At 66.8% G+C, this 12,900-nt stretch carries 12 protein-coding genes and 1 tRNA gene; 9 read left to right on the forward strand and 4 right to left on the reverse strand.

The window, feature by feature from the left end; translation table 11 throughout:
• Together IEY60_RS26055 and dnaG are read left to right on the forward strand one after the other, a co-directional pair.
• On the forward strand, positions 1 to 1,254 hold the full coding sequence (locus tag IEY60_RS26055; protein WP_189033104.1) for a deoxyguanosinetriphosphate triphosphohydrolase: 1,254 nt from the start codon (positions 1 to 3) through the stop codon (positions 1,252 to 1,254).
• A gap of 25 nt (positions 1,255 to 1,279) precedes the next feature.
• Positions 1,280 to 3,202, forward strand: coding sequence for a DNA primase (gene dnaG / locus IEY60_RS26060; RefSeq protein ID WP_189033105.1), 1,923 nt, complete (start codon positions 1,280 to 1,282; stop codon positions 3,200 to 3,202).
• Between the two features lies 1 nt (position 3,203).
• Here dnaG and IEY60_RS26065 read toward each other — a convergent pair whose 3' ends face one another.
• The gene (locus IEY60_RS26065; RefSeq protein WP_189033106.1) at positions 3,204 to 3,464 is read right to left on the reverse strand and encodes a hypothetical protein; all 261 of its coding nucleotides are present in this window, start codon (positions 3,462 to 3,464) and stop codon (positions 3,204 to 3,206) included.
• Positions 3,465 to 3,675: 211 nt separating this feature from the next.
• Here IEY60_RS26065 and IEY60_RS26070 point away from each other — a divergent pair.
• Positions 3,676 to 3,748: transfer RNA gene (locus IEY60_RS26070), tRNA-Asn, on the forward strand.
• 107 nt (positions 3,749 to 3,855) lie between these two features.
• Here the strand turns inward: IEY60_RS26070 and IEY60_RS26075 are convergent.
• The gene (locus IEY60_RS26075) at positions 3,856 to 4,710 is read right to left on the reverse strand and encodes a sterol desaturase family protein (RefSeq protein ID WP_189033107.1); all 855 of its coding nucleotides are present in this window, start codon (positions 4,708 to 4,710) and stop codon (positions 3,856 to 3,858) included.
• A gap of 142 nt (positions 4,711 to 4,852) precedes the next feature.
• Here IEY60_RS26075 and IEY60_RS26080 point away from each other — a divergent pair, with 142 nt between their 5' ends.
• Positions 4,853 to 5,260 carry a PPOX class F420-dependent oxidoreductase gene (locus IEY60_RS26080; protein WP_189033108.1) on the forward strand — a complete coding sequence of 136 codons (408 nt, stop codon included), beginning with the start codon at positions 4,853 to 4,855 and terminating at the stop codon, positions 5,258 to 5,260.
• A 309-nt stretch (positions 5,261 to 5,569) separates the two neighbouring features.
• On the forward strand, positions 5,570 to 6,778 hold the full coding sequence (locus IEY60_RS26085) for an FAD-dependent oxidoreductase (protein WP_189033109.1): 1,209 nt from the start codon (positions 5,570 to 5,572) through the stop codon (positions 6,776 to 6,778).
• A gap of 205 nt (positions 6,779 to 6,983) precedes the next feature.
• Here the strand turns inward: IEY60_RS26085 and IEY60_RS26090 are convergent, their stop codons facing one another.
• Complete coding sequence (locus tag IEY60_RS26090; protein WP_229740122.1) at positions 6,984 to 7,565, reverse strand: CGNR zinc finger domain-containing protein; 582 nt, start codon at positions 7,563 to 7,565, stop codon at positions 6,984 to 6,986.
• A 101-nt stretch (positions 7,566 to 7,666) separates the two neighbouring features.
• Here IEY60_RS26090 and IEY60_RS26095 point away from each other — a divergent pair, with 101 nt between their 5' ends.
• The 3 genes from IEY60_RS26095 (at position 7,667) to IEY60_RS26105 (ending at position 10,786) form a co-directional block, all read left to right on the forward strand.
• Positions 7,667 to 8,524, forward strand: coding sequence for an SDR family NAD(P)-dependent oxidoreductase (locus tag IEY60_RS26095; RefSeq protein ID WP_189033110.1), 858 nt, complete (start codon positions 7,667 to 7,669; stop codon positions 8,522 to 8,524).
• Between the two features lie 635 nt (positions 8,525 to 9,159).
• The gene (locus IEY60_RS26100; protein WP_189033111.1) at positions 9,160 to 10,401 is read left to right on the forward strand and encodes an oxygenase MpaB family protein; all 1,242 of its coding nucleotides are present in this window, start codon (positions 9,160 to 9,162) and stop codon (positions 10,399 to 10,401) included.
• A gap of 55 nt (positions 10,402 to 10,456) precedes the next feature.
• Positions 10,457 to 10,786, forward strand: a complete 330-nt coding sequence (locus IEY60_RS26105; protein ID WP_189033112.1) for a hypothetical protein — start codon at positions 10,457 to 10,459, stop codon at positions 10,784 to 10,786.
• A 211-nt stretch (positions 10,787 to 10,997) separates the two neighbouring features.
• Here IEY60_RS26105 and IEY60_RS26110 read toward each other — a convergent pair whose 3' ends face one another.
• A complete protein-coding gene (locus tag IEY60_RS26110) occupies positions 10,998 to 11,705 on the reverse strand; it encodes a TetR/AcrR family transcriptional regulator (protein ID WP_189033113.1) in 708 nt (235 codons plus the stop codon).
• Between the two features lie 85 nt (positions 11,706 to 11,790).
• Between IEY60_RS26110 and IEY60_RS26115 the strand changes: the two genes are divergently transcribed.
• Positions 11,791 to 12,891, forward strand: a complete 1,101-nt coding sequence (locus IEY60_RS26115) for an MBL fold metallo-hydrolase (RefSeq protein ID WP_189033114.1) — start codon at positions 11,791 to 11,793, stop codon at positions 12,889 to 12,891.
• The last annotated feature ends 9 nt before the right edge of the window (positions 12,892 to 12,900 follow it).

Genomic DNA, 12,900 nt, shown 5'->3' on the forward strand with positions numbered 1-12,900 from the left:
ATGACCGACAGCTACATCCCGCACGACCGGGAACGGATGGTCCACGAGCCGGGCAAGACCGCCTGGCCGGGCGCCGCGGGCAAGGGCCACCGCAGTGAGTTCTCCCGCGACCGGGCCCGCGTCCTGCATTCGGCTGCCCTGCGCCGCCTCGCCGACAAGACCCAGGTCATGGGCCCGCGCGAGGGCGACACCCCGCGCACCCGCCTCACCCATTCGCTCGAGGTCGCCCAGATCGGCCGCAGCATCGCCGACGGTCTCGGCGCCGACCCGGATCTCGTCGACCTGGCCGGCCTCGCCCACGACATCGGCCACCCGCCCTACGGCCACAACGGCGAACGCGCCCTCGACGAATTCGCCGACGAATACGGCGGTTTCGAGGGCAACGCGCAGAACCTGCGCATCCTGACCCGCCTCGAACCGAAGGTCGTCGACCAGGCCGGGGAAAGCGCAGGCCTCAACCTGACCCGCGCCGCGCTGGACGCGACCCTCAAATACCCCTGGGGCAGAAGCGGTTCGGGCACCAAGTTCGGCGCCTACGAGGACGACCTCGAGCGCCTGGCCTGGGTCCGCAAGGACGCGCCCGACCGCAAGCAGAGCCTGGAATGCCAGATCATGGACTGGTCCGACGACGTCGCCTACTCGGTGCACGACGTCGAGGACGGCGTGATCGTCGGCCGGATCGACCTGCGTGCCCTGGCCGATCCGAGCGAACAGGCCGCCCTCGCCGAGCAGGGCCACGGCCAGCACCCCGACCAGTCCATCGACGCGCTCGCCGCCGCCGCGCAGCGCCTGTCCGAACTCGACGTGGTCGCCGACGCGGTGAACTACGACGGCACCTTCGCCGCCTCGGTCGCGTTGAAGCGGCTCACCAGCGAGCTGGTCGGCCGGTTCGCGACGGCCGCGATCGCCGCCACCCAGGATCACCACGGACCCGGCCCGCTGACCCGCTACGAGTCCGATCTGATCGTGCCGCCGGTCGTGGCCGCCGAGGTCGCCGTCCTCAAGACCGTCGCCCTGCGCTACGTGCGCTCCGACCGCGGCCACCTGGCCCGCCAGCAGACCCAGCGCGACCGCGTGCAGGCCGTCGCCGACCGCCTGCTCACCACCGCGCCCGCCCACCTGGACGACCAGATGCTGCCCTGGTGGAACGCCGCCACCGACGACACCGCCCGCGTGCGCGTGGTGATCGACCAGATCGCCTCCTACACCGAGAGCCGCTTCGAGCGCGTCGCCGCCTCGCTGGACTGCCGCTGAGCCGACCCGACTAGACTCACTCACCGTGGCCGGACGAATCCCAGATCGCGATATCGCGGCGATCCGTGAACGTGTCCGGATCGAAGATGTAGTGGGCGAATACGTCGCGCTCAAGCGCGCGGGCGCCGACTCGATCAAGGGCCTGTGTCCGTTCCACGACGAGAAGTCGCCGTCGTTCCACGTGCGGCCCAACCACGGCCTTTTCCATTGCTTCGGCTGCGGCGAGGGCGGTGACGTCTACAAGTTCCTGCAGCAGATCGAGCACATCGGTTTCGTCGAGGCCGTCGAGCAGATGGCCGACCGGATCGGCTATCAGATCAACTACGAGGGCGGCGGCACCTCGGTCCAGCGCGATCGCGGCACCCGCTCCCGGCTGGTCGCCGCCAATGCCGCCGCGCACGAGTTCTATGTGGCACAGCTGCGCGAACCCGAGGCCGAGACGGCCCGCAAGTACCTGACCGACCGCAACTTCGACGGCGCCGCGGCCCAGCAGTTCGGCTGCGGCTACGCGCCCGGCGGCTGGGACGTGCTCACCAAACACCTGCTGCGCAAGGGTTTCGAGTTCAAGGAACTGGAAGCGGCGGGGTTGTCCAAGCAGGGCAAGCGCGGGCCGATCGACCGGTTCCATCGTCGGCTGCTGTGGCCGATCCGCAACCTCGGTGGCGAGGTGATCGGATTCGGCGCGCGCAAGCTCTTCGACGACGACACGATGCCCGGCAAGTACGTGAACACGCCGGAGACGTTGCTGTACAAGAAGTCTCAGGTGCTGTTCGGGCTCGACCACGCCAAGCGCGAGATCTCCAAGGGTCACCAGGCCGTCGTCGTCGAGGGCTACACCGACGTGATGGCCATGCATCTGGCCGGAGTGAAGACCGCCGTCGCCTCCTGCGGCACCGCCTTCGGCGAGGAGCACCTGCAGGTGCTGCGCAGGCTGCTGATGGACGACAACTTCTGGCGCGGCGAGATCATCTACACCTTCGACGGTGACGCCGCGGGCCAGGCCGCGGCCTTGAAAGCCTTCAGCGGTGACCAGCGACTGGCAGGCCAGACCTACATCGCGGTCGCGCCCGACGGTCAGGACCCGTGCGAGCTGCGTCAGCACTCCGGCGACGCCGCCGTCCGCGATCTGGTGGCGCGCCGAACCCCGCTCTACGAGTTCGTGATTCGCGGTCTGCTGGCCGAACACAACCTCGACGACGTCGAGGGCCGTGTCGAGGCGTTGCGCCGGACGGTGCCCGTGGTGGCCCAGATCAAGGACAACGCGACCCGCAAGGGGTACGCCACCAAACTGGCAGGCTGGGTCGGCTGGGACGACATCCAGCTCGTCGTGCGCCGGGTGGGCGAGGAAGCCAAGAAGAACCGGATGGGCGCCACACCCACCACCGGAAAGTCCGGCGCCGCAGCGCTTCCCGCGGCGCGCGTGGCGGAGAGCTCCTCGGTCCGCCCCGCCCCGAATGACCCGGTGCTGTTCGCCCAGCGTCAATCCCTCAGCGCCGCACTGCAATATCCCGGTATCGCGGGCGCGGCCTTCGACGCCATCGACACCGCCGCGTTCACCCACCCCGCTTACGTCGCCGTCCGCATCATGATCGCGAAGGCGGGCGGCACCGCGGTCGGCCTCAGCGGCGCCGAATGGGTGGCCGCCGTCTCCGACCACACCGACGACCTGATGATCCGCGCCCTCGTCTCCGAACTGGCCAACGAACAGCTGCCGGTGCGCTCCCAGAACGACATCCCGCGCTTCATCACCGGCATCCTCGCGCGCACCCAGGAAGCCTGGGTCGGCAGGCAGATCGCCGAGCTGAAATCGAAGCTGCAGCGACTGTCGGCCAGCGAGGAGCCCGACACCTACATGGCCCTGTTCGGCGACCTGGTGGCGCTCGAGCAGTACCGCAAGAGCCTCGCCGCCCAGGCGATGGGCAACGAGGGCTACGCGGCGGGCGCCTGAGTCAGCGACGCAGCTGGTTGTTGCGCAGCTGGTCGTGCGGGATCAGCACCGTGGTGCGCTCGTCGATCGGCTCCATCGGCTCCAGCTTCGGCTGCGTGCTCAACTTGTCCGACAGCTTCTGCCGGCCCACCGACACCAGCTTCTTCGTCACCGGACTCCCCGTGACCGCCCGCGTCGCCGCACTGATCTGCTCGTAGCGCGCGCGCCCGGCCTTGGTGCCCAGCACATATCCGGCCGCTACGCCGATGATCAACCGCAGCATCTCCTGGAGCTCCTCCCACGTCTGTGTGCGGGCTCCATCCTGCCCCAGCCGCCCCACCCCTGTCGATCCGGCCACCCGTTGTCGGCACATCGTTGTACGCCGCATGTCCGCAGGTAGCAGCCCGATTTGGGAACCTGCGATGCCATGCGCTAAAGTTTCATCTCGGTCAGCCCGCCAAGGCAGACCGCCTGAGTCTAACGGCTCAGGGCAATCCCCTATAGCTCAATTGGCAGAGCAGCCGACTGTTAATCGGCAGGTTTCTGGTTCGAGTCCAGATGGGGGAGCAGAAAAGGCCCCTTATCAGCACCGAAGTGCGACGGTAAGGGGCCTTTCTCGTACCATCAAGCGCCATAGTTCCGGAAGGACTCCGAAACGCCCCGCGTCGGAATGGCTACGTGCCGAGTCCGCCGGCTGAGCTGGTCGCCCAGGTCTGTTGTGGCTGCCATCCGGGGCCCCGGAACAGGTAGCCGAGCTTGTCCGAGGGTTTCTCCGCGTTCTTGACGTCCTGCCAGATCGCGACTATCTCGCGGGCGTTGATCTTTGCGATGTTGTAGGTGTCGACGTTCTTGGTGAGGCCGTAGATCGCCCGCTTGCCCTCCGGCTCGAAGGTGCCGAAGATTCGGTCCCAGATGATGAGCACGCCACCGTAGTTGCGGTCGAGGTATTCGGTGTTGGAGCCGTGGTGCACGCGGTGGTGGCTCGGCGTGTTGAACACGAATTCGACAGGCGCCCACAGTTTGTCCATGACCTCGGTGTGGATGCCGAACTGGTACAGCAGGTTGATCGCGTAGGAGGCGGCGATGATCCTGCCATCGATTCCCGACAGTGCCAGTGGTACAAGGAACGGCAGGGACGTGACAACCAGCCAAGGCGTACGGAGTGCCGTGGTGAGGTTGAAGCTCTCGCTCGAGTGGTGCACGACGTGGACCGACCAGAACACCCGGATCTCGTGGTGCGCGCGGTGAAACCAGTAGTAGGCGAAGTCGACCCCGATCAGTGCTACGGCCCACGCTGCCCACCCCTCGAGGTGCCACGGCACCAGCGAAGAAACAGACGCGAAGATCGCGAGTTCCGCCAGCGCCCAGGGAATGTTGAGGAGTTGGTACCCCAGACCGGCGACGATGGAGGTGGCTGAGTCACGGTAGTCGTAAGGCTTGCCGTGACGCTTCAGATACACGAACTCCGCCGCAACGGCGACGATGAAGACCGGAATTGCCAGCCAGATCAGCATGGTCGAGACATCCATCACTTCTCCCGCCACGTCTTGCCGGTCGATTGCGTGCCGCCCATATGTAAGACCATCGTTCGGAGCGGCACTCTGTACCAGGGACCCAAGGTGTGGCTGATCGCCACCCCCCCGGGAGCCTGCTGCGGAATACTGCGATGGCATGAGCTTCACGGATGCCGAACTCGACTATCTCCGGTCGCAGCCGCTGGCCCGCCTCGCCACCCGCGCCGCCGACGGGCAACCGGACGTCGTTCCGGTCGCCTACGAGTTCGACGGCACCTACTTCTGGGTCGGCGGTGCAGCGTCCTTCCCCCGTACCCGCAAGGCCCGCAATGTCGCTGCGGGCAACGTCGAGGTGGCACTGGTAATCGACGACCTGGTCTCGCTCGACCCGTTCATCGCGCGCGGCGTGCGTGTCTACGGTCATGCCGAACCGCCCGTCGAACGGACGGGCATCGTGGGTCCCGGCTACTACCTGCGAATCACACCGACACAGTCCTGGAGCTGGAATCTGGCCGGTGAGCCGGCCGGTGACCAGTGGTACGACACCCGCCACGCCCGGCACTGACGACCCTTCGACGAACACCGTGACGAAGGATGCCCTCGCACGGATGCAGGTCAATGTGGGTTTCGGCAGTCTCGCTGTGCCCTCGGCGGACCGTCCAGACGTCCATGACCGCCAGACGGATCGGGCCTGACGCGTTCGAGCACGACCTGACAATCGACGCGTCTGGACTCACGGATTCTCCTGAGGGGTACCAGCCGAACCATGCGTCAACTAGTAGTTGACGATAGGGCGTGCGTCAACTACTAGTTGACGCACGGCGATAGTTCGTGAGTGGTTGTCGCCGACAGCACATCGAATCGAGGAGTCGCAATGGAAGCCTTCGACAGCGCTGAGCGCCGGCAAGCCGAGTCATCGGGCAGGCGGGCGACGGTCATCGGCGCAGGGATCGCCGGGTTGGCTGCCGCGTTGCGATTGCGTCGGCAGGGCTGGGACGTCGTCGTGGTCGAACGCGCGCCCAGTCGCCGCAGTAGCGGCTACCTGGTGAACCTGCACGGACCCGGATATGCCGCTGCCGAGCGGCTCGGGCTGCTCCGGGCGTTGACCCCGCGCGATATCGGCTTCTTCACCTCGGTCCTCGTCCACGCCGACGGCCGGGAGAAACTCAGGATTCCCGCCGCTGTCACCGAGGCCGCTGTCGGGAACCGGGCCTTGAGCTTGTTCCGCGGCGATGTGGAATCGGCACTGTACGACGCCGTCGCCGAGTTCGCCGATATCCGTTTCGGCACTACGGTGCGGGCCATTACCCAGACCCCCGGGGAGGTCGAAGTCACCCTCAGCGACGACACCCACCTCCGCACCGAACTCCTCGTCGGCGCAGACGGCGTGCACTCCCGGGTTCGAGAGCTCGTATTCGGTGCCGAGTCCGAGTATTTCGTGGACCTGGGCCATATGGTCGGCGCATTTCCGCTGGAGACATCTCCCGCCCACATGCCCGACGGTGTCGGCACCACGTATATCGGTCCCGGGCGCACGGCCGCGGTGATGAACCTGGGACCGGGAAGGTCCTCGGCGTTCTTCGCCTACCGCTGCCTCGACCCTGACGCCGAGCTCGCTCTCGGCGCCGCACCCGCCCTCACCCGAGCGTTCGGGGATCTCGGCGGCGGTGTCGCCGACGCGCTCCGTCAGCTCGACGCCGAGCCCGGCACCGCCTACTTCGATTCGGTCGGCCAGATCGTGATGGACCGCTGGAGCCAGGGCCGAGTCGTCCTGCTCGGCGACGCGGCCTGGTGCGTAACGGTATTCGCCGGTTACGGCGCCGCCCTCGCTCTCGACGGCGCCGACCGGCTCGGCACCGCGCTGGCGGCACACGGCGACGACATTCCCGCCGCCCTCGACGCCTGGGAGGCGACGTTGCGCCCGGAGGTGACCAAGCGACAGGCGTTGGCGCGGAAGGGAATCAGCCGATTCGCCCCGCCGTCACGCGCACATGTGTGGGCGGGCGAACTGATGCTCCGCGCAATCCAGCTCCCCGGCATCCGCGGCCTGGTCCGACGCTCCATCCAACGCGCCAACAACTAGCCGCCAGTTCCGCTGATCGGCCGGGCTCAGCGGACGGCACGGTTGGTGTGCTCTGCACCAGCCGGGCGGTCGGCCTTCGACCGGGTGCGCAGATCGAGGCGATGGAAGCCGACTGGGCATTGGGTGCGGATGCCGTTTGGTGCGGTGCCTGTCGAACACATCTGAATGCCGAGCGGCCCCGAGCTGGCCTGGTGGGCAGGGTTGTTCAGGAGCTGGCTTGCTTGCGGCGCTGCCGAAGCGCGCGCATCGACACCTGCGATCCGCATCCGGGGCTGCAGTAGCGCGCCGCCCGGTTGCGGGTGCGATCGATGAAGCCGAAGTGGCACGGCGGATTGCAGCAGGCTTTGATCCGCATCCAGTCGCCGCGCTGCGCCGTCTCGGTCACCGCGGCGAGAACAGCACCCAAAACGCCGGGGACACCGGTCGATCCGGCGCGGAGCTGCGCCGTTTCCGCAGTGACGACCGTTGTGAGCGGATAGCGAACACCGGCCTGCAGCAGATACCGCTCCGCCTCGGCGACCAAGGCGTCACCGATATCTGGATCACCCGCGTGCGTCAGCAGCACCGTGACCAGCGCGTCGCGCAGCTCACGCGCGGCCGCCGCGTCGGAGTCGGTCACCACGATGGCGGCGGCGAGCAGGCCCTGCTCGATCGCCCAGTCCGCGAATCCCGAAGCTGTGTCGAAGACCTCGACGCGCCCCGTGCCGTCGGCTCTGGTGTTGACGAACTGCAACACCAGGGCTGCGGCATCGTCGCTCCACTTCGGTGCCTCATATGTCGCCTCCACTGCTTCAGGCTACCAACACCACACGCGGCTAGCCCGGTTGATCACAACGCTTGCGCGTGAAGCACTTGAAATGTTGTGAGCTAAATGGTTACGCTCGCAACATGACGAATACGGGAAACACCCCACCGATCTGGTTCATCACCGGCGCCTCCTCGGGTATCGGGCGCGAGCTCGCAGTTCAGGCGCTGGCGGCCGGAGAGGCTGTGGTTGCTGTGGCTCGACGCACCGAAGCCCTCGGTGAACTGGGAGAACACGAGCGACTGCTCGTAGTCGAGGCGGACGTGCGCAACGAGGCAGCCGTCGCGAAGGCGGTCGAGCAGGGCGTGGCTCGCTTCGGCCGCATCGACATCGTCGCCAACCTCGCCGGCTACGGACTCTTCGGGGCGGTCGAGGAAGCGGCCGACGGGCAGGCGCGGGCAATCTTCGATACCAACGTCTTCGGGGTACTCAACGTGCTGCGCGCGACGCTGCCGGTGCTGCGGGGCCAGCGGTCCGGGCGCATCCTGCAGGGCTCGTCCTACTACGGTCAGACCGCAGATCCCGGCGTCGGGCTACTCGCGGCCACGAAGTATGCCGTCGAAGGACTCTCCGACGCGCTCGCAGCCGAAGTGGCGCCACTCGGGATCCACGTGACTCTCGTCGAGCCCGGCCTCACCGCAACACCTTTCCTGTCCAACCTCGACACGGCTACAGCAATCCACGCCGACTACGACCAGACGGTGCGCGTCCTACAGCAGGCGATCCAAGCGCTGCCGACAACGGCGTTCTCCGGTGTCGATCGCGTGGCCGCCGGGATCCGCACAGCCGTGGCCGACGACAACCCACCCCGCCGCCTCGCCCTGGGCATCGCCGGCGCCGACAGTATGCGCACCGCGCTCGCCGCACGCCTCGCCGAACTCGACAAATGGGCCACCGTCACCAACCTGGTCGACGCCGAGCTCAGCGCTCACAACGGATAGACAACTTCCGCAGTGGCCCGGGCCGCTGTTTGCAGGATGTCGATGTGGTCGGCGAAGGAGCGGATGGCCGGGCCGCGTGCCCTGGTCGCCCTGAACTCTCAGCGCGTCGGTGCGTGACAGCAATCCATGGCCCGCGGAGAGAACCGGCAGGTTTCTGGCTCGAGTTCAGATGGGGGAGCATCACCACCAGGTCAGGCACGGTCACCGTGCCTGACCTGCTTCTTTGGACGCTGCAACCGTTCCGCCGGTGAGTACCGCTCATCGGCTCATCGCCGCGACGAACATGCTCAGCAAGCGCTGATCCGTCCGCGAGCGATGGCTTTAAGTTACTTCTCATTTCGGTGATCAATTGGGCCATGCAGTCCACCGCCGGATCGTGTCCGCGTTGGCCGCCGCGATCGAGGCTGGGTGAAGCGGGTTGCCAAATAGTGCGGTTTTACCCGTAGTTCGCGGGGATTCTTCCGTTGAATCTGTCCACGTCGATGGGAACTGCGCGCAACTCGGCCTGTTCGGTGAAACGGCACCGCCCTCCCCGGATGCCCTGTAAGTTAATATCCATTCCGCGATATGAGGCCGATGCACCGGCTGTTCTCCATGCGATCGCGGGCTGTTCGTACTCGATGAGGAGTGACGCGATGGATGGACTCAACAGGCGTGACGCGTTGAAGGCCGGCGGGATCCTGGGAGCGCTCGGCGCTCTGGGAGTGGTGGCGCCCGCACGGGCGCAGCCGTGGACCTGGTCACCGCAAGGGTCGGTCGCGGGATCGGGTTCCGGTGCGGACCCGATGACGGTGTGGGATCCCGAGGCCGACGATCTGGTCGCCGGGTTGATCGACCGGGGCGAGGTTCCCCGGGTCAACGAGTTGTTGCGGACCTGGACCAAGAACGGTCAAGCCCTGCCTGCCGGGTTGCCTTCGGAGCTTCGGGATTTCATGGAATATGCCCGTCGGCTGCCGCACTGGACCGATCAGGCCAAGCTGGCTACCGCGATCGAGTTCAACAAGAAGCGTGGACTGTATCTCGGTGTGCTCTACGGGTTCGCCAGCGGCATGATGAGCACGGTCATCCCCAAGGAAGCGCGGGCGGTCTACTACTCCAAGGGTGGTCACGATCTCGAGGACCGCATCTCCAAGACCGCCAAGCTCGGGTACGACATCGGCAGTGCGAACGCCTACAGCGCCGACGGGGAAATGATCGTCACCTGCGTCAAGACGCGGCTCGTCCACGCGGCGGTGCGGCACCTGCTGCCGCAGTCACCGCACTGGGTGCACTCCGCCGAGGAAGACATCCCGATCAGTCAGAACGACATCATGGTCACCTGGCACAGTCTGCCCACCACCGTCATGAAGCACCTGACCTCCTGGCAGGTGCCGATCCCGGCGCACGAATCCGACGCGTTCCTGCACTCCTGGCAGGTGGCCGCGCACATGCTCGGCGTTCGCGACGAATACATCCCCAACTCGTGGGCGGCGGCGAATTCCCAAGCGGCGCAAGTGCTCGATCCGATCATCGCCGCGACACCCGAAGGCGCCAAACTCGCCGATCGGCTCCTGAGCCTCGGCGCCAACATCGACCTCTCCGTGCTCAGCAAACCGGTCCTCGGCGCGTTCACCCGGTTCCTGCTCGGCGACACCATCGCCGACGGGCTGGCCATACCGCGCGAGCCGGTGTGGGATCCGCTGCTCCGATTCAGCTGGGGCCCGTTCATCGCGGTCCGCGAGGGCATTCTCGGCGCTGTCCCGCCCATGGCCGACCCCTATTGGCTCCTCGACGAATTCCTCCGCAAGGCGGCCCTGATCTATCTGGCCGAGCTGCGGATGCCGATCAGCATCGAGATCCCGACGATGAATCGCGACATGAGTGTGCCGCCGCGCTGAACCACGAAATTCCCGCCGGATCCGACATTCCAGTCCATCGACAAGGAGCGCGCATATGCGTACCACCCTTCGCCTCACCATCGCCGCGATCGCCGCAGCGAGCCTGTTCGCCACCGCGGCCACCGCGATCGCCGAACCCGGGCCAGTGGCCACCGAATCCGAAACCGGCTCGTCGGCAGCCGATGCCGGATCGGCGGCAGCCCGCTCCGCGGTCTACTTCGCCCAGAACGGCGACCTGATCGGGTTCATCGTCCTCCTCGGCGTCACCCCCTTCCAGATCCTGACCAGCGGCATCTGCGATCTGGCGACCCTGTCGTCCCTGCCCTCCCCGTGCTCTCCGGGGGCCAGGCACTACACGGAGGCAACGGCCGCGCCGAACTCCTGAGATCGACAATGCCGCCGCGAGTCATGGGCAGCCCTACCCACTGGCCGGGCATATGCAGGCGGTCGTCGCCGGCGGAACCCCCCGCGATGGAGTGGCTTGTTCGCACGTGTCGAGCAATGCGGAGGGTGTGCGGCTGACCGCTCGGCGATCTCGGATCTTTGCCTATCCTCGTGAATTGATCGAGAGCCATTCTTGGGTAACGCATCCCACGCTATTCGCCGCCCGAAGGGTCGAGATGGGTGGTGATGAGGCCGACCATCAGGTCGACGGTGAAGTCGAATTCGCGGTTGCGATCGAAGCGCGCGAGATGGGGTGCGGCCTGGGCGACTTGGGGGAGGCCGGAGGTTTCCAGGGTGTGTTGGCGGTCGGCGATTCCTTCGGGGTCGGTTGTCCCGAAGGTGGGGCCGGCGGAGACCTCGCGGAGCAGGGTGCCGATCATCGTGGCCAGAAGAGAGCGCATCAGGTGGACTGCTTGTTCGGCGCTGCAGCCGGTGCGCCGTAGCACGGTGAGGATGCTCTCGACGGGGGCCAGGCCTGCGGTCGAGGACAGTTGGCGGGTGAGGACGAGGGTCGCGGCGCGGGGGTGGGCGAGGGTGACGCGGCGGAATTCCTGAGCCCAGGCGCGCAGGTCGCCTTCGATGGAGTCGGTAGGCGTGGGTGGGTGCAGTTGTTCCAGTAGATGCTCGGCGACGGCGTCGAGGAGGTCGTCCTTGTCGTCGACGTAGTGGTAGAGGCTCTTGGCGTCGACGCCGAGGACACGGCTGACCGAGCGCATGGTTACGGCCTCGATGCCCTCGGCATCGATGACGCCGAGCGCCGCGTCCCGGATCGCCACCCGGGAGAGTTGCGCCTGTTCCTTCCTGGGGCGGCCTCGTCGTGGCGTGCTCGATGCTCGCTCGTTCGCTGTCACGCCGGTCATGGTTCCACTCTTGCATATTTCCACAGCGTGGGTTTAATCTGGCATTAATTCCACGACGTGGGATTAATGATGTGAGGTGATACCGATGCGAATGCCGTGGCGGCAGGGTGACGTGCTGGACCTGGCGAGCATCGGCTCGCGGGTCGACAGCCTCACCGACCTCTCGACGATCGATGGCGGCCCAGGGGCGCGGCTGACGGCGGTCCGGACCCAGGCGCAGGCCTTCCGCCGGGAGTTCATCGAAACCGGTACACCCGACAGCGTCACCACCTGTGACCTGGTGACCCTGCCGTATCCGACCCGGTTCGGGCTGTTCCGCGCCTCCCGCGCGATCGCGCCGTTCCTGGCGATCACCAACCGCCTGCTGGTCATCCGGTGGCACGAGAGCGACGGAACTCCCCGGGTGCTGCTGTTCGAGCCCAGCGATGTCGAACTCGGCCGCTACACACCGTATTTCGACAAACTCGCCGGACGCACGCCCGATGTCGTGTCGAAGCGGATGGTGACCGAGCACGCGACGGTGCTCACGCACCTGGCCCGCCTGCGCATCGACCCGTCCGAGGTCGACTACCTGATGTTCGACCATCTGCACACCCAGGATCTGCGCCGCTGGATCGGCACAACAGCACCCCAGCCCGATCTCGGTGAGCAGCCGACACCGGTATTCCCGCGCGCGAAGGTCATCGTGCAACGCGACGAACTAGCCGCGATGGCCGACCTGCACCCGTTGCAGCGGCCGTGGTACCAGCCCGGCACCTACCGCGATGTGCCGCCGGAAGCGTTCCTGCCCATCGACGGATCGGTCGTCCTCGGTCCGGGTGTCGCGGTGGTGAAGACGCCGGGACACGTCTTCGGCAATCAGAGCCTGGTCCTCAACACCGCCACCGGCGTGTGGGTGAGCAGCGAGAACGTCATCGCCGCGGAATGCCTGACGCCGGAGCATTCCCGGATGCCTGGTCTGGCTCGCTGGGCGCGCGAATGGGGCCAGGAGGTCGTGCTCAACGCCAACACCATCGAAACCACTGTCGACCAATACAACTCGATCGTGCTGGAGAAGACGCTGGCCGACCGCAGCCAGCGCGATTCCCGCTTCCTGCAGTTCTTCCCGTCGAGCGAGCTCACCGCATCGTGGACCAATCCCGGTACCTCGCCGACGTTCACCCACGGCGCCATCGCCCATCACTGATCCCCAGGA

This window comes from Nocardia rhizosphaerihabitans (assembly GCF_014646295.1).
Classification (GTDB): Bacteria; Actinomycetota; Actinomycetes; order Mycobacteriales; family Mycobacteriaceae; genus Nocardia; species Nocardia rhizosphaerihabitans.